Annotated in this window: 13 protein-coding genes; 9 read left to right on the top strand and 4 right to left on the bottom strand. The window is 67.9% G+C overall.

Annotated features, from left to right (window positions below; all coding sequences use genetic code 11):
- The first annotated feature begins 275 nt into the window (after window positions 1-275).
- From kdpF to kdpE, 6 genes are all read left to right on the top strand, one after another.
- Window positions 276-368 (top strand): K(+)-transporting ATPase subunit F, encoded by a 93-nt coding sequence (gene kdpF, locus QM701_RS08655; RefSeq protein WP_415166669.1) that lies wholly within the window; start codon window positions 276-278, stop codon window positions 366-368.
- The gene (gene kdpA / locus QM701_RS08660) at window positions 365-2,143 is read left to right on the top strand and encodes a potassium-transporting ATPase subunit KdpA (protein WP_415166670.1); all 1,779 of its coding nucleotides are present in this window, start codon (window positions 365-367) and stop codon (window positions 2,141-2,143) included. Before kdpF ends, kdpA begins: the two co-directional genes overlap by 4 nt.
- 378 nt (window positions 2,144-2,521) lie before the next feature.
- Window positions 2,522-4,243 (top strand): potassium-transporting ATPase subunit KdpB, encoded by a 1,722-nt coding sequence (gene kdpB, locus QM701_RS08665; protein ID WP_415166671.1) that lies wholly within the window; start codon window positions 2,522-2,524, stop codon window positions 4,241-4,243.
- Between the two features lie 23 nt (window positions 4,244-4,266).
- Window positions 4,267-4,839: a potassium-transporting ATPase subunit KdpC gene (gene kdpC / locus QM701_RS08670; RefSeq protein WP_415166672.1), complete on the top strand. Its 573-nt coding sequence runs from the start codon at window positions 4,267-4,269 to the stop codon at window positions 4,837-4,839.
- A gap of 22 nt (window positions 4,840-4,861) precedes the next feature.
- Entirely contained in the window at window positions 4,862-7,552 is a 2,691-nt protein-coding gene (locus QM701_RS08675; RefSeq protein ID WP_415166673.1) for a DUF4118 domain-containing protein, read from the top strand.
- Window positions 7,549-8,244 carry a two-component system response regulator KdpE gene (kdpE, locus tag QM701_RS08680; protein ID WP_415166674.1) on the top strand — a complete coding sequence of 232 codons (696 nt, stop codon included), beginning with the start codon at window positions 7,549-7,551 and terminating at the stop codon, window positions 8,242-8,244. Before QM701_RS08675 ends, kdpE begins: the two co-directional genes overlap by 4 nt.
- 51 nt (window positions 8,245-8,295) lie before the next feature.
- Here kdpE and ulaG read toward each other — a convergent pair whose 3' ends face one another.
- Window positions 8,296-9,360, bottom strand: a complete 1,065-nt coding sequence (gene ulaG / locus QM701_RS08685) for an L-ascorbate 6-phosphate lactonase (protein ID WP_415166675.1) — start codon at window positions 9,358-9,360, stop codon at window positions 8,296-8,298.
- A 103-nt stretch (window positions 9,361-9,463) separates the two neighbouring features.
- A complete protein-coding gene (locus tag QM701_RS08690; RefSeq protein WP_415166676.1) occupies window positions 9,464-10,501 on the bottom strand; it encodes a hypothetical protein in 1,038 nt (345 codons plus the stop codon).
- A 154-nt stretch (window positions 10,502-10,655) separates the two neighbouring features.
- Between QM701_RS08690 and QM701_RS08695 the strand changes: the two genes are divergently transcribed.
- Window positions 10,656-12,164: an FGGY-family carbohydrate kinase gene (locus tag QM701_RS08695; protein ID WP_415166677.1), complete on the top strand. Its 1,509-nt coding sequence runs from the start codon at window positions 10,656-10,658 to the stop codon at window positions 12,162-12,164.
- A complete protein-coding gene (locus QM701_RS08700) occupies window positions 12,161-12,988 on the top strand; it encodes a DeoR/GlpR family DNA-binding transcription regulator (RefSeq protein WP_415166678.1) in 828 nt (275 codons plus the stop codon). Before QM701_RS08695 ends, QM701_RS08700 begins: the two co-directional genes overlap by 4 nt.
- Before the next feature lie 84 nt (window positions 12,989-13,072).
- Here QM701_RS08700 and QM701_RS08705 read toward each other — a convergent pair whose 3' ends face one another.
- The gene (locus tag QM701_RS08705; protein ID WP_415166679.1) at window positions 13,073-13,768 is read right to left on the bottom strand and encodes an L-ribulose-5-phosphate 4-epimerase; all 696 of its coding nucleotides are present in this window, start codon (window positions 13,766-13,768) and stop codon (window positions 13,073-13,075) included.
- Window positions 13,768-14,493: an L-ribulose-5-phosphate 3-epimerase gene (locus QM701_RS08710; protein WP_415166680.1), complete on the bottom strand. Its 726-nt coding sequence runs from the start codon at window positions 14,491-14,493 to the stop codon at window positions 13,768-13,770. Before QM701_RS08710 ends, QM701_RS08705 begins: the two co-directional genes overlap by 1 nt.
- A 552-nt stretch (window positions 14,494-15,045) precedes the next feature.
- On the opposite strand from QM701_RS08710, the gene QM701_RS08715 reads away from it, so the two are divergent.
- Complete coding sequence (locus QM701_RS08715; RefSeq protein ID WP_415166681.1) at window positions 15,046-15,990, top strand: sugar ABC transporter substrate-binding protein; 945 nt, start codon at window positions 15,046-15,048, stop codon at window positions 15,988-15,990.
- Window positions 15,991-16,024: the final 34 nt, after the last annotated feature.

The raw sequence follows: 16,024 nt of genomic DNA on the forward strand, positions 1-16,024 counted from the left end.
ATGAACGAGACCCGGCGCCGGCGCCGGGTCTTTTTTTTCGTCCCGCGACATCCCCGCATCCCGTCGCCGGCAGCGACGGCGCGCCGCCGCCTTTACGTTTTCTTGACGGCGGACGCCCATATCTTGCTGCCATCTTGACGCGCGGCCGCCTAGCATGAGTCCGTCAAAACAACCGCGGAATCTGCCATGGATATCGCCTTGCTCGCGCTCCTCGGAGCGCTGGTCGCCCTGACCATCGGCCTTGCCGCCGGCTGCGCCCGGCTGGGAGGCGGCCGATGACCTGGCTCTACGTTCTCGGCGGCCTCGCCGCCGCCGGCCTGCTGGTTTACCTGGTCGCCGTACTGCTCAAGCCGGAGGACTTTTCATGACCACGCACGCCTGGACGCTGCTCGGCCTCTTCATGGCCGTCCTGCTGCTTGCGATCAAGCCGGTGGGCGTCTACCTCGCCAAGGTGGTGGCCGGCGAGTTCGGCTTCGTCCGCAGAACCGAGCGGCCGCTGTACCGCCTGTGCGGCATCCGGCCGGACGAGGAGATGGACTGGCTGCGCTACGCCCTGGCCATCATCCTGTTCAACGCGGTCGGCGTGTTCGCCGTCTATGCGCTGCAGCGCCTGCAGGCATGGCTGCCGCTCAATCCGCAGGACATGGCCAACGTTTCCCCTGACTCGGCGTTCAACACGGCCGTCAGCTTCGTGGCGAACACCAACTGGCAGGGCTACGCCGGCGAGGCGACGATGAGCTACCTGACGCAGATGCTCGCGCTCACGGTGCAGAACTTCCTTTCCGCCGCCACCGGCATCGCCGTCGCCGCCGCGCTGATCCGCGGCTTCGCGCGCCATACGGCGGCGGGCATCGGCAACGCCTGGGTGGACCTCGCGCGCATCACGCTGTACGTCCTGCTGCCGATTTCCCTGGTCTACGCGCTCTTCCTGGTCAGCCAGGGCAGCATCCAGAACTTCGCCGCCTACCAGGACGTGGCCACGCTGGAGGTCGTCAACTACGAGACGCCCCGGCTCGACGGCGCCGGCCAGCCGGTCCGGGACGCCGCCGGCGCGATCGTCGCCGATCCCGCCGCGACGCGGACGCAGACCCTGGCCATGGGGCCGGTGGCCTCGCAGGAAGCGATCAAGATGCTCGGCACCAACGGCGGCGGCTTCTTCAACGCCAACTCGGCGCATCCCTACGAAAACCCGACGCCGCTGACCAACTTCGTACAGATGCTGTCGATCTTCCTGCTGCCGGGCGCGCTCTGTTTCACCTTCGGACGCATGGTCGGCGACACGCGCCAGGGCTGGGCCTTGCTGGCGGCGATGGCGGTGATGTTCGTCGCGCTGGCCGCCGCGGCGATGTACTACGAGCAGCAGGGCAATCCGCTGCTGTCCACGCTCGGCGTCGACCCGGCGGCCGGCAACATGGAGGGCAAGGAAGCCCGCTTCGGCATCGCCGACTCCGGCCTGTTCGCCGCCGTCACCACCGCGGCCTCCTGCGGCGCGGTCAACGCCATGCACGATTCGTTCACGCCGCTCGGCGGCATGGTGCCGCTGGTCCTGATGCAGCTCGGCGAAGTGGTCTTCGGCGGCACCGGCGCCGGCCTGTACGGCATGCTGGTCTTCGCCATCCTGGCGGTGTTCATCTCCGGGCTGATGATCGGACGCACGCCGGAATACCTCGGCAAGAAGATCGAGACCTACGAGATGCAGATGACTTCGCTCGCCATCCTGGTGACGCCGCTGCTGGTGCTGATCGGCACCGCCGTCGCGGTGATCGCCGCCGACGGCCGCGCGGGCGTCGGCAACCCCGGCGCGCACGGCTTCTCGGAAATCCTCTACGCCTTCACCTCCGCCGCCAACAACAACGGCAGCGCGTTCGCCGGGCTGTCCGCCAACACGCCGTTCTACAACACGCTGCTCGGACTGGCCATGTGGTTCGGCCGCTTCGGCGTGATCGTGCCGGTGCTGGCCATCGCCGGTTCGCTGGCCGCCAAGAAGCGCCTGGCGGTCACCGCGGGCACGCTGCCGACGCACGGGCCGCTGTTCGTGGCGCTGCTGATCGGCGTGGTGCTGCTGGTCGGCCTGCTCAACTACGTGCCGGCGCTGGCGCTCGGCCCGATCGTCGAGCAGCTGATGCTCTTCGCCGCCCATTGACCATTGACCGGAGAACGACGATGACCCGCAAGACGTTCGCCCTGTTCGACCCGGAACTGGCCGTCCCCGCCATGCTGGACGCCTGCCGCAAACTCAACCCGGCCGTGCAATGGCGCAATCCGGTGATGTTCGTGGTCTATGTCGCCAGCCTGCTGACCACCGTCCTGTGGCTGCACGCGCTCACGGGACAGGGCGAGGCGCCGGCTGGCTTCGTGCTCGCCGTGGCCCTGTGGCTGTGGTTCACGGTCCTCTTCGCCAACTTCGCCGAGGCCCTGGCCGAAGGGCGCAGCAAGGCGCAGGCGGCCTCGCTGCGCGGGCTGAAAAAGGAAACCTGGTCCAAGAAGCTGTACGCGCCGCGCGTTGAACGCGCAATGGAAAATGACGCCGGCCGGCGATCTGCGCAAGGGCGACGTGGTGCTCGTCGCGGCGCAGGAAGTCATCCCGGCCGACGGCGAAGTCATCGAGGGCGTCGCCTCGGTCGACGAGTCGGCGATCACCGGCGAGTCGGCGCCGGTGATCCGCGAAGCCGGCGGCGACTTCTCGTCGGTCACCGGCGGCACGCGCGTGCTGTCCGACTGGATCGTCGTGCGCGTCACGGCCAATCCGGGGGAAACCTTCGTGGACCGCATGATCGCCATGGTCGAGAACGCCAAGCGCCAGAAGACGCCGAACGAGATCGCCCTGACCATCCTGCTGGTCGCGCTGACCATCGTTTTCCTCGGCGTGACGGTCACCCTGCTGCCGTTCTCGCTGTTCGGCGTTGACGTCGCGCAGGCCGGCACGCCGGTCACCATCACCGGGCTGGTCGCGCTGCTCGTCTGCCTGATCCCGACGACCATCGCCGGCCTGCTCTCGGCCATCGGCGTCGCCGGCATGAGCCGCATGATGCAGGCCAACGTCATCGCCACGTCCGGCCGCGCGGTCGAAGCGGCGGGCGACGTGGACGTGCTGCTGCTCGACAAGACCGGCACGGTCACCCTGGGCAACCGCCAGGCGTCGGACTTCCTGCCCGCCGACGGCGTCAGCGAGGCCGAACTGGGCGACGCCGCGCAGCTCGCCTCGCTCGCCGACGAGACGCCCGAGGGGCGCAGCATCGTGGTGCTGGCCAAGCAGCGCTTCCAGCTGCGTGAGCGCGACATCCACGCGCTCGGCGCGCGCTTCGTGCACTTCACGGCGCAGACGCGCATGAGCGGCGTCAACCTGGGCGAGCGGCAGATCCGCAAGGGCGCGGCCGACGCCATCCGGGCGTTCGTCGAGACGCAGGGCGGCAGCGTCCCGAAATCCGTGGCCGCCGGGGTCGACGCGGCGGCCCGCCGCGGCAGCACGCCGCTGGTGGTGGCCGACGCCGCCGGCGGCAAGGTGCGCGTGCTGGGCGTCATCGAGCTGAAGGACATCGTCAAGGGCGGCATCAAGGAGCGTTTCGCCGAACTGCGCCGGATGGGCATCAAGACGGTGATGGTCACCGGCGACAACCGCATGACGGCCGCCGCCATCGCCGCCGAGGCCGGCGTCGACGACTTCCTCGCCGAAGCCACGCCGGAGGCCAAGCTGCAGCTGATCCGCCGCTACCAGGCCGAGGGCCGGCTGGTGGCGATGACCGGCGACGGCACCAACGACGCGCCGGCGCTGGCCCAGGCCGACGTGGCGGTGGCCATGAACACCGGCACGCAGGCGGCCAAGGAGGCCGGCAACATGGTGGACCTCGATTCCAATCCGACCAAGCTGATCGAGGTCGTCGAGACCGGCAAGCAGATGCTGATGACGCGCGGCTCGCTGACCACGTTTTCCATCGCCAACGATGTCGCCAAGTACTTTGCCATCATCCCGGCGGCGTTCGTCAGCACCTATCCGCAGCTGGCGGCGCTCAACGTCATGGCGCTGGCCAGCCCCGCCTCGGCGATCCTCTCGGCGGTGATCTTCAACGCCCTGATCATCGTCGTCCTGATCCCGCTGGCCCTGCGCGGCGTCAAATACCGGCCGCTCGGCGCCGCCACGCTGCTGCGGAACAACCTGGCGGTCTACGGCCTCGGCGGCATCGCCGCCCCGTTCCTCGGCATCAAGCTGATCGACCTGCTGATCGCCGCCGCCGGCCTGGCCTGAAACGGCACCGAAAGGAGATATCCGTGCATAACCTGTTGCGTCCCGCCGTCAGCCTGTTCGTGCTGCTGAGCGTAATCACCGGCCTCGTCTATCCGCTCGTCGTCACCGGTCTCGCCCGCACGGCCTTTCCCGAGGCCGCCGCCGGCAGCCTGATCGTCCGGGACGGCCGGGCGGTCGGCTCCCGCCTGATCGGGCAGCATTTCGCCGACCCGAAGTACTTCTGGGGCCGGCCCTCGGCGACCGCGCCGATGCCGTACAACGCGGCGGCCTCGGGCGGGTCCAACCAGGGTCCGCTCAACCCGGCGCTGGCCGAGGCGGTCGAGCGCCGGATCGCGGCGTTCCGCGCCGCCGACCCGGACAACGCGCAGCCGATCCCGGCCGATCTCGTCACCGCCTCCGCCAGCGGCCTCGATCCGCACATCAGCCCGGCGGCGGCGGCCTACCAGGCCGAGCGCGTGGCGCGCAGCCGCGGTCTCGACCCGGCCGTCGTCGGCTTGTTGATCGCGCAATATACCGAGGGCCGCCAATGGGGTATCTTCGGCGAGCCGCGGGTCAACGTGCTGGCCCTGAACCTGGCGCTCGACGCCCGCCGTTAGCGGGAGCGCCCAAGGGAGACGAATGGAGAGCGAACGCCCCGATCCGGACGCGCTGCTCAGCCGGGTGCAGACCGACGCAGCCCGGGCCGGGCGCGGCCGGCTGAAAATCTTCTTCGGCGCCTCGGCCGGCGTGGGCAAGACCTACGCGATGCTCGGCGAGGCGCGGCAGCAGGTCCTGCGCGGCATCGACGTGGTGATCGGCGTGGTCGAGACGCACGGCCGCGCGGAAACCGAGGCGATGGCCGACGGCATCGAGCGCCTGCCGCCGCGTGAAACCGCCTACCGCGGCCGCGTGCTGCGCGAATTCGACCTCGACGGCGCGCTGGCGCGCCGGCCGGCGATCATCCTGATGGACGAGCTGGCCCACTCCAACCTCGCCGGCGGGCGCCATCCGAAGCGCTGGCAGGACGTCGAGGAGCTGCTCGACGCCGGCATCGACGTCTATTCGACGATCAACGTGCAGCACCTCGAAAGCCTCAACGACATCGTCAGCGGCATCACCGGCATCCGCGTCTGGGAAACGGTGCCGGACCGCGTCTTCGACGAGGCCGACGAGGTGGTGGTGGTCGACTTCCCGCCCGACGAGCTGATCGAGCGCCTGCGCCAGGGCAAGGTGTACCTGCCCGAGCAGGCGCGGCTAGCGGCGCAGAACTTCTTCCGCAAGGGCAACCTGCTGGCCTTGCGCGAACTGGCCCTGCGGCGCACGGCCAACCGCGTCGACGACGAGATGCAGGCCTATCGGCGGCGCAATTCGACGGTGCCCGTGTGGCCGACGCGCGAGTCCCTGCTGGCGTGCGTCGGCGCCGACGCGCGCGCCGAGAAGATCGTGCGCCGCTGCGCGCGCCTGGCCGCCCAGTTGGACGTGCCCTGGCATGCCGTGCACGTGGACACGGGGAGCGGCGATGCCGGCGCGCGGCAGCGCCAGGAGATGCTGCGCGTGCTGCAGCTGGCGCAGGAGCTCGGCGCCACCACGGCCACGCTGTCCGCGCCCGCGGCGGCGCCGGCGCTGGTGCGCTACGCGCGCGAGCACAACCTGTCGCGCCTGGTCATGGGGCGTTCGCACCGGCGCTGGCGCCGGCCCTGGCGGCCGACGATCGGCGAGGCGGTCGAGGCGGAGGCCGGCGATCTCGACATCCTGCGCGTCGCCCTGCCGCGCGCGGAGAAGCCCGGCGGCGACGCCGGCGAAGGCGTGCGCCGCGCCGCCCTGGCCGGGCGCTGGCACGGCTACACCGCGGCCGTGGCCGCCTGCGGCGCCGTCGCCGTGCTGGCGGCGCCGCTGCAGGAGAGGATAGAGCAGGCCAACATCGTCATGCTCTTCCTGCTCGCCGTCGTCGCCGTCGCCCTCGTCTTCGGACGCGGCCCGGCGGTGCTCGCCGCGTTCGTCGGCGTCGGCCTGTTCGATCTTTTCTTCGTCCCGCCGCGCTTCTCGTTCGCCGTCAGCGACATCCAGTATCTGATCACCTTCGCGGTCATGCTCGTCGTCGCCCTCGTCGTCGGCCAGCTGACCGCCGGCCTGCGCGTCCAGGTGGCGGCGGCCACCGGACGCGAGCGGCGCATCCGGGGGCTGTACGAGATGTCGCGCGAGTTGTCGGCGACGCTGCTGGCCGAGCAGGTCGCCGAGATCGGAGCCCGCTTCCTGGCCGCCGAGTTCGGCTTCAGATCGGCGGTCCTGGTCGCCGACGACAAGGACCGCCTGCAGGCCATGCCCGGCGCCACGGCCGACGTCGATCCGGGCGTGGCGCAGTGGGCGTTCGAGCGCGGCGTCGCGGCCGGCCGCGGCACCGATACGCTGCCGGCGAGCGCGTGCCTGGTGCTGCCGCTCAAGGCGACGATGCGGCTGCGCGGCGTGCTCGCCGTCGACCCCGGCGAGCCAGGGCTGCTCGACCCCGAGCAGCGGCGCGCCCTGGACACCTGCGCGTCCCTGATGGCCATTTCCATCGAGCGCATCCATTACATCGACATCGCCGGCAGGACGACCGTGCAGATGGAATCGGAGCGTCTGCGCAATTCGCTGCTCTCGGCGATTTCGCATGACCTGCGCACGCCGCTGGCGGCGCTCGTCGGCCTGGCCGACACGCTGCAGATGATGCAACCGCCCCCCGCCGGAGCGCAGCGCGAGGTGATCGACTCGATCCGCAACTCGGCGATACGCATGAACACGCTGGTCGGCAACCTGCTCGACATGGCGCGCCTGGAATCGGGCGCGGTGCGGCTCAACCGGCAGTGGCAGCCGCTCGAGGAGGTGATCGGCAGCGCGCTGGCCGCCTGCGCGCCGGTCCTGGCGGCGCGCCCGGTCACCGTCGACCTCGCGCCCGACCTGCCGCTGCTGCATTTCGACGCGGTGCTGATCGAGCGCGTGCTGGTCAACGTGCTGGAAAACGCGGCCAAGTACACCCCGGAGAACACGCCGATCGACATCCGGGGACGGGCGGCAAGCGAAAACGTAGTGCTGCGGATCGACGATCGCGGACCCGGCCTGCCGTCCGGACGCGAGGAGGCCATTTTCGAAAAGTTCGAGCGCGGCCGCCGCGAAAGCGCGACGCCGGGGGTCGGCTTGGGGCTGGCCATCTGCCGCGCGATAATGCGGGCGCACGGCGGCGGCATTCGCGGCGAAACGCGCCAGGGCGGCGGCGCCAGCTTCATCCTCACCCTGCCGCGCGGCAGGCCGCCGGCCGAAGACGGCAGCGACGCACTCCCGGACGATTCCCCATGAGCGAAAACAAGATCCGCATACTCGTCGTCGAGGACGAAGCCGACATCCGGCGTTTCGTGCGCCTGGCGCTGGAGAGCGCGGGGTACGAAGCCCATGAGGCCGACGGCGTCAAACGCGGCCTGATCGAAGCCGGCACGCGCCGGCCGGAGCTGATCATCCTCGATCTCGGCCTGCCCGACGGCGATGGCGTGGACTTCATCCGCGAACTGCGCGCCTGGGCGGCCATGCCGGTGATCGTCCTGTCCGCGCGCAGCACGGAGGGCGACAAGATCGCCGCGCTCGACGCCGGCGCCGACGACTACCTGGTCAAGCCCTTCGGCGCCGGCGAGCTGCTGGCCCGCGTGCGCGCCCAGGTCAGGCGGCACGCCTGTACGGACGCGGGAAAGCCGCTGGTCTGCTTCGGCGACGTCCGCATCGACCTGACCCGCCGCCTGGTCGAACGCGCCGGCCGGCCCGTCCACCTGACGCCGATCGAGTACCGCCTGCTCACCTGCCTGTCCGCGCAGCCCAACCGGGTGATCACGCACCGGCAGCTGCTGCAGTTCGTCTGGGGACCGGGGCATGCCGAGGACACGCACTACGTGCGCGTGCACATGGCCAACCTGCGCCGGAAGATCGAAGACGACGCCTCGCGGCCGAAGCACATCCTGACCGAATCGGGCATCGGCTACCGCTTCGTCCCGGAGGCATGAAAAAACGCCCCCGCCGTCTGCCGGCGGAGGCGTTGCGGGCGATCCGGCCGCCTACAGGAACGACGGGAACGGCAGATCCGTTTCCTTGGTGAACACGTCCTCGAAGCCGCGGAAGTAGTGGAATTCCATGTCGTCCTTGTTGTCCGGGAAGACGAACTTGCCGCCGACCTGCCAGATGTAGGGCTTGAACCGGTATTTCAGGCGGTCCTTCTTCATCTTCCACAGCATGGTGATCTCCATCGGATCGGCCATGAAGTTGGTCCAGATGTCGTGGTGGAAGGGGATGATCACCTGCGTGTTCAGCGCCTCGGCCATGCGCAGGATGTCCGACGCGGTCATCTTGTCGGTGATGCCGCGCGGGTTCTCGCCGTAGGAACCGAGCGCCACGTCGATCTGGTGCTCGTTGCCGTGCTTGGCGTAGCCGTTGGAATAGTGCGAGTCGCCGCTGTGGTAGAGGTTGCCGCCCGGCGTCTTGATCAGGTAATTGACCGCCACCTCGTCCATGTCGATCGGCATCTTGCCCTTGGCCGTTTCCTCCTTGGGCAGGGTGATGGCCATCGTGCGGTCGAACGCTTCGAGCGCCAGCAGCTCGATGTCGCCGACCCTGACCGTGTCGCCCGGCTTGACCTGGATGATGCGGTTTTCCGGCACGCCCCACTTCTTCCACACCTCGGCGCACGACTTCGGGCCGATGAACGGCACCTTGGCGTCGCAGTTCTTCAGCACCGCCGCGGCGACGTTGATGTCGATGTGGTCGTTGTGCGTGTGCGTGGAGACCACCGCGTCGATCTGTTTGATGGCGAACGGATCGATGACGAAGGGCGAATAGCGCAGGTTGGGCTGCAGCGCGACGCAGCCGCTCATACGCGCCATCTGGTGATGCGGGTCCATCAGCGGATTCTTCATCGAGCGCTTGCCGGTGCCGCACCACAGGTCGATGCAGATGTTGGTGTTGCCCTCGGTCTTCACCCAGATGCCGGTGCAGGCCAGCCACCACATGGCGAAGGTGCCGGGCTTGACCACCTCGCGCTCGATCTCCTCGTTCAGCCACGTGCCCCATTGCGGGAAGGTGCTCAGCACCCACGATTCCCGGGTGACTTCGTCCACTTTTGCCATGCGGTTCTCCAATCGGTTGTCCGTTGACGCTATTTGATAAGACAATTCCGATTATATTGAATTAAATGATCGATTTCAATATCAAAATGATCGTTTCGACAGCTTACGACGGCGTCACGAAATACAGGGCGGCCTCGGCCTTCTCGCGGTTGGCCGAAACCAGGATGTCGCGCCCCTGCTCGTGCAGGACGTAGGCGTTGCTCGGCCCGACGCCTTCCTCGATCAGCACGGCTTCGAGCTCCAGCGGCGCCTTTTGCCTGGCCCGCACGTAGAACAGCTGCTGCTTCCCACGCCGGCAGCCGCCGATGAACACCGGCTCGCCGGCCAGCGTCGCGCCCACCACCACGTGGTAGAACTCGGTCACTTCCGGGTGCTCGAACACCCGCACGAAGCGCCCGTCGATCCGCTTGTAGACGCGGAAGTATTCGCCGTGGAAGGCTTCGATCGTGGCGAATTCGAGCTCGCCGTCGCCGTCGATGTCGATCGCGGAAATGTCGCTGATCGGCCAGTCCATGAACTGGCGCACCTGCCACTCGCCGTCCGGCGCCTGCGGCGGCGTGACCTCGAAGGCGCCCTCGTCGCAGGTGACCAGCCCGCGCATCACGCCGTCCTGCACCAGCCGGCTGTAGCCGTGGTTCTTGGTCAGCCCGTCCTTGAGCACGCGCACCTGCAGCGGGCCGACGCCCGTGTATTCGCCGACCCAGATCTTGCCGGGATTCGACCAGTCGTCCTTGGCGGCCTTGGTCGTGGCCAGCGTGCAACCGATGAAGTAGTGGCGGCCGCCGACGGTGAGCAGGTCGAAGCGGTGGATGTAGGGCAGGTGCAGGATGTCGGTGACCTCGTACTTCTCGCCGGGCAGCGGGCGCACATGCACGACCTTGGCTTCCTCCCAATCGAACATGCGGAAGAACTTCTGCACCGCCAGGAATTCGCCGTTCGTGCCCGGAATCGGCACGATCGACATGGTGCCGCCCGGCCCCTCCCAGACCGCGTGGCTCCGCGTATAGTCGGGCGCGGACCAGGCCAGGCAGGCGCCTTCGCCTTCGGTGGCCAGCAGGATGCGCGTCTGGCCGTCGACTTCGATGCTGTTGCAGGAGTAGCAACGGTTCAGCGTTGCCAGGAAGCGCTTTTCGATTTTCATCCGGGGACCTCGCGAAATTCGTCGAACAAAACAATTGGCCTTTTCAGCTCTTGATTCTATATCATAATGTACATTACAAAACCACATATCGATCAAAACGATCGAATTGCGGCAGCGGCAAAAGGTCGCCGGCCATGAACGCAGCGAGGAGCGGATGAAAGGGGTCATCACCGTCGATATCGGCACCACCAGCATGCGCGGCGCGCTGTACGACGCCGGCGGCCGACTGGTGCACATGGACCAGCAGGACAACGCCCCGCGGTATTTCAGCGACGGCCGGGTCGAGCAGGATGCGTCGGCCTGGCAGGCGATCCTGCCGAGGGTGCTGAAAAGCTGCGCGGACGCCGCCGGCGACGCCGGCCTCGCCCCCGCCTGCATCGCCGTGACCGCGCAGCGCTCGTCGGTCATCCCGATCGATCGCGACGGCACCCCGCTGCATCCGGCGATCATGTGGCAGGACCGGCGCACCGCCGAGCTGGTCGAGGCGCTGCGCGAGCACGACCCGCTGGTCTACCGGACGACCGGGCTGAAAATCTCGCCGGTGTTCTCGGCCGTCAAGATGACCTGGTTCAGGCGGCACCGGCCCGACATCTGGAACCGCACGCACAAGATGATCGGCATCCAGGACTGGACGCTGTACCTGCTGACCGGCCGGCTGGTGACCGACCACACCTTCGGCAGCCGGACCAACCTGCTCGACCTGCGTACCCGGCAGTGGGACGCGGAACTGCTGCGGCTGTTCGGCGTGCCGTCCGCTATGCTCTGCGAGCTCGTCGCGCCCGGCGCGATCGTCGGCGGGCTGCTGCCCGCCCGCGCGGCCGAGGCCGGGCTGCCGGCCGGCCTGCCGGTGGTCACGGCGGGCGGCGACCAGCAATGCGCGGCGCTGGGGCTCGGCCTGTTCTCCGGCGAGCGCGCCGTCACCAACACCGGTACCGGCTCCTACCTGATCGGGCACAGCGACCGGCCCGCGCTCGACGCGCAGATGCGCACCGCCTGCAACGTTGCCGCCGTGCCGGGCGCCTACGTCGTCGAAGCCGCGGTGCTGACCTCGGGCACCATCTACCGCTGGTTTTCAGAGCTCGGCTTTGCCGGCGGGGACGACGGCGCGCCGGTCTTCGCACGGCTGAACGCCGAGGCCGCGACGGCGCCGCCGGGCGCCAACGACCTCCTCGTGCTGCCCCACTTCCGGGGCTGCGGCGCGCCCTACTGGGACCCCGCGGCGAAGGGCGTCTTCTACAACCTGACGCTCGCCACCACGCGCGGCGAAATGGCGCGCGCGATCCTCGAAGGCATCGCCGTCGAGATGAAGGAAAGCCTGGAACTGGTCGAGGCGCTGTGCGGCCGCGTCGATTCGGTCAGCGTGTCCGGCGGGCTGACCCGCTCGGACCTGTTCAACCAGATCCAGAGCGACGTGTTCGCCCGGCCGGTGGTCCGTTTCGGCAACGGCGAGGCCACCTCGCTCGGCGCCTGGATCGCCGGCGCGGTGGCGTGCGGCATCGAGGCGGACCACGCGCGGGCCTTCGCGCGCGCCGTGGCTCCGGGTTCTTCGGTATCATACCGGCCGGACCCCGCGAACCGGCCGATCTACGAACGCCAGTGCCGCCGGGCGCGAGCGCTTTACCGGGCGCTGGCGACGCCCGAATTCCGGGAGCAGATCCAATGACCATTCCGACGTCCGACGGCGCGGGCAAACAAGCGACGACGATGAAGATCAGCAACTATCGCCACAAGAAGATCCTGGAAATGCTCTACCAGCGCCAATCCGTCTCGGCCGACGAGCTGGCGGCCGAATTCGGCGTCTCCAAGATCACCATCCGCCGCGACCTCGACGCGCTGGCCGGGGAGAACCTGCTGGAGCGCACGCGCGGCGGCGCCGTGCTGGCCTCGGGCCTGCGCCTGGAGGAATTCTTCGACCAGAAGGACCACCTGTCCAAGCGGGAAAAGAGCCTGATCGGCCGCTACGCCGCGTCGCTGGTCGCCGAGAACGAGACCGTCTTCGTCAACGCCGGCTCGACCACGCTGGAGGTCATCCGCCACCTGCGCGGCAAGAAGGTGCGCATCGTCACCAACAACGCCGCCTGCCTCGGCATCGACTTCGACGCCGACCAGGAACTGATCCTGCTCGGCGGCGACTACCGCGCGCCGTCGAAGTCGCTGGTCGGCGACCTGACCATCGCGGGGCTGCACAGCATCTTCTCCAGCGTCACCTTCCTCGGCATCAACGGCGTCAGCATCAAGAAGGGCTGCACCTCGGCCGTGCACCAGGAAACGGCGGTCAACAAGGCGATGATCGAGAATTCGAGCGGCAAGGTGATCATCGTCGCCGACCACACCAAGATGAACTGCGTCTCCAGCTTCCTGACCTGCCCGCTCAACCGCATCGACATGATCGTCACCGACTGGATGGCCCCGCCCGCCTTCTGCCAGGAGATCGAGGAACAGGGCATCTGCGTGGTGCGCGTGGAAGAAAGCGACCCGGCCGGCTGAAGCGGCATGCCGGCATTCACCGCGCTGGCCCCAAAGAAAAATGCCGCCCGGTTCGGGGCGGCATCGTCATCCGGTCAAAAAACCTCAGTTCTGCCCGTAGTACGCGCCCGGCCCGTGCTTGCGGAAGAAGTGCTTGTCGAGCAGGTGCTGCGGCATCGGCGGCAGGTTCGGATCAATCTGCAGGCTGGCCATCGCCATGCGCGCGACGAGTTCCAGCACCGCCGCGTTGTGCACCGCGTCGTGCGCGTCGGCGCCCCAGGCGAACGGCCCGTGGTTGGCCACCAGCACGACGGGCATGTTCTGCGGGTCGATGTTCCCCTCGCGGAAACGGGCGACGATCGCCAGCCCGGTCTCCGCCTCGTAGGCGCCGGCGGTCTGCGCCTCGGTCAGCAGGCGCGTGCAGGGGATCTCGCCGTAAAAATAGTCGGCATGCGTGGTGCCCAGCGCCGGGATGCCCTTGCACGCCTGCGCCCACACCGTGGCCCACGACGAATGCGTGTGCACGATGCCGCCGAGCGACGGGAAGTGGCGGTACAGCTCGACGTGCGTCGGCAGGTCCGACGACGGACGCAGCGCGCCCTCGATGACCTGTCCCCCGGCGTCGACGACGACCATGTCCTCGGCCCGCATCGTCTCGTACGGCACGCCGCTCGGCTTGATGACGATCGCCCCGCTGTCCGGGTCCCGGCCGCTGACGTTGCCCCAGGTGAAATCCACCAGCCCCAGCCTGGGCAGTTCCAGGTTGGCTTCCAGCACTTCCTTTTTCAGATTCTCCAGCATCACGCATATCCTCCCAGTTTCAGACGTTCGCCGATCCATTGCCTGGCCAGGGCGATCTCCCGCAGCGGATCGGCGGCCTTCTCGGTCCACATTTCGATCATGAACGGCCCGGCGTAGCGCAGCTCGTGCAGCACCTCGAAGCAATGCACGAAGTCTACCGTGCCCTCGCCGAAAGGCACGTCGCGGAACGCGCCCGGAAAGTTCGGGCCGACCGGCCTGGTCTCCTTCACGTGGATGCCCACGATATGGTCGATGCCGAGCCGCAGCTCCCGTTCCACGTCGTTGCCCCAGGCCGTCAGGTTGCCGAGGTCGGGATAGACCAGCAGCCACGGCGACGGCAGGCGCTCCTTGAGCGCGAGGTAGCGGGAGATCGAATTCATGAACGGCGTGTCCATGATCTCCAGCGCCAGCGTCACCTGGTGCCGGGCCGCCTCGTCCACGGCGCGCTCCATCCCCGCATAGTACCGCTCGCGCGACTCGCGCGTCGTCGGCTCGTAATACACGTCGTAGCCGGCCAGCTGGATCACCCGGATGCCGGTATCGGCGGCGAAGCGGATCGCCTTGGCCATGAACTCCTCGGCCTGCGCGCGGATCGCCGGATCGGCGCTGCCGAACGGAATCTTGCGGTGCCCGGAGAGGCACATCGTCGGCACCGGCACGCCGCACTCGCGCGACGCGCGGATGAACTCCAGCCGCTCCTGCATCGACCAGTCCAGGCGCGCCATGCGCTCGGGCGTCTCGTCGAACGGAAATTTCCAGGAAATCGTACCCGGCGGCCCGCGCCGCGTCGAAGCGTGCGGCCCAGCCCATGTCCTTGGGCAGGGCCTTCTCATAGATTCCGATTGGGTTCTTCATCGTTTTGGGTCCATTGGGAAAGGCGGTCTATCCGGATTGCAGCCAGCGAGTGTAAAGGCAAAACGCCCAAACTGATCGGTCTCTCCATAAAATGATTGCCCCGCTCCGGCCGTCTTCGCGCCTGCCGCCGGACAAGCGCAAATTGAGTCGATCAACGATCGTATTGATCATATAATGCTTGCAGAACACGAACAATTGCGAACATCGCGGAAAACCGTCCGCACCGCCGCATTTCGCGGCATTTGCCCCGCCAATCGGGCGCGCGCGGCCTGACCGCCGCATAACCCGCTGATTGATATGCGTTTTATTTCCACAAATAACGCTTGCAAAAAACGACAAGCTGACTATAAAATAGTTCCATAAACGATCATTATGATCGTTTACCCAAGACTTTCAAACATTCCAGACAACGGAGGGGGAAAATGGCAAGGACAAAATGGATAGCGACGGTCGCGGCGCTGGTCGGCATGACGTGCGGCCTCGCCCACGCGCAGCAAACGATCAAGATCGGCTACCTGCCGAGCACGGTCGGCCAGGCGCTCACGCAGGCCTGGAAGACGGGCATCGAAAACACGCTGAAGGGACAGCCCAACGTCACCATGCAGGCGCTCGACGCGCAGATGAAGGCCGAAATCCAGGTCACCATGATGGACGACTTCATCAACCAGGGCTACAACGCGATCATCCTGCAGCCGATCGACGCCGCCGCGCTCACGGCCAGCGTCAAGAAGGCCGAGGGCAAGGGCATCCCGGTCATCACCCTGAACACCGACACCAAGCTGCCGCACGCCGCCTGCGTGACGATGGACGACACCGGCGCCGGCCAGCTCGTCGGCGAGCAGATCGGCAAGGCGCTCGGCGGCAAGGGCAACGTCGCCATCCTGCAGTCGCCGCCGGGCGCGCAGGCCGGCGTCGAGCGCGAGAAGGGCTTCCGCGCCGCGCTCGCCAAGTCCTATCCGGGCATCAAGATCGTCGGCGCGCAGAACGGCCAGTGGAACAAGGACAAGGCCATCGAGGTAATGAACAGCTTCCTGCAGGTCAACAAGGACCTGGACGCCGTCTTCGCGGTGAACGACAACATGGCCGAGGGCGCCATGATCGCCGCCGAGTCGGCCGGCCGGCTCGACAAGATCCGCATCTGGGGCTTCAACGGCCAGAAGAGCACGCTGGCGCTGATCGAGCAGGGCAAGATCACCGGCACCGCCTACACCAACGCCTACAACCAGGGCGCGACGGCGGCCAAGTACGCGCTCGACCTGCTCTCCGGCGCGAAGAAGAAGGGCGACAAGACCGACATCGTCATCGTCCCACCGTTCGCCGCCACCAAGGAGACGGTCGCCCAGATCAAGACTGACGAGCGCTGGTAAGCCCTTCCCGTCCATTGCCGCCGAGGCGTCCGCG

It is taken from the genome of Propionivibrio sp., from assembly GCF_047602565.1.
Classification (GTDB): Bacteria; Pseudomonadota; Gammaproteobacteria; order Burkholderiales; family Rhodocyclaceae; genus Propionivibrio.

Coding starts and splice junctions, on each gene's coding strand:
- kdpF (WP_415166669.1), top strand. CDS start 276: ATGACCTGGCTCTACGTTCTCGGCGGCCTCGCCGCCGCCGGCCTGCTG.
- kdpA (WP_415166670.1), top strand. CDS start 365: ATGACCACGCACGCCTGGACGCTGCTCGGCCTCTTCATGGCCGTCCTG.
- kdpB (WP_415166671.1), top strand. CDS start 2,522: ATGACGCCGGCCGGCGATCTGCGCAAGGGCGACGTGGTGCTCGTCGCG.
- QM701_RS08675 (WP_415166673.1), top strand. CDS start 4,862: ATGGAGAGCGAACGCCCCGATCCGGACGCGCTGCTCAGCCGGGTGCAG.
- kdpE (WP_415166674.1), top strand. CDS start 7,549: ATGAGCGAAAACAAGATCCGCATACTCGTCGTCGAGGACGAAGCCGAC.
- ulaG (WP_415166675.1), bottom strand. CDS start 9,360: ATGGCAAAAGTGGACGAAGTCACCCGGGAATCGTGGGTGCTGAGCACC.
- QM701_RS08690 (WP_415166676.1), bottom strand. CDS start 10,501: ATGAAAATCGAAAAGCGCTTCCTGGCAACGCTGAACCGTTGCTACTCC.
- QM701_RS08695 (WP_415166677.1), top strand. CDS start 10,656: ATGAAAGGGGTCATCACCGTCGATATCGGCACCACCAGCATGCGCGGC.
- QM701_RS08700 (WP_415166678.1), top strand. CDS start 12,161: ATGACCATTCCGACGTCCGACGGCGCGGGCAAACAAGCGACGACGATG.
- QM701_RS08705 (WP_415166679.1), bottom strand. CDS start 13,768: ATGCTGGAGAATCTGAAAAAGGAAGTGCTGGAAGCCAACCTGGAACTG.
- QM701_RS08710 (WP_415166680.1), bottom strand. CDS start 14,493: ATGGCGCGCCTGGACTGGTCGATGCAGGAGCGGCTGGAGTTCATCCGC.
- QM701_RS08715 (WP_415166681.1), top strand. CDS start 15,046: ATGGCAAGGACAAAATGGATAGCGACGGTCGCGGCGCTGGTCGGCATG.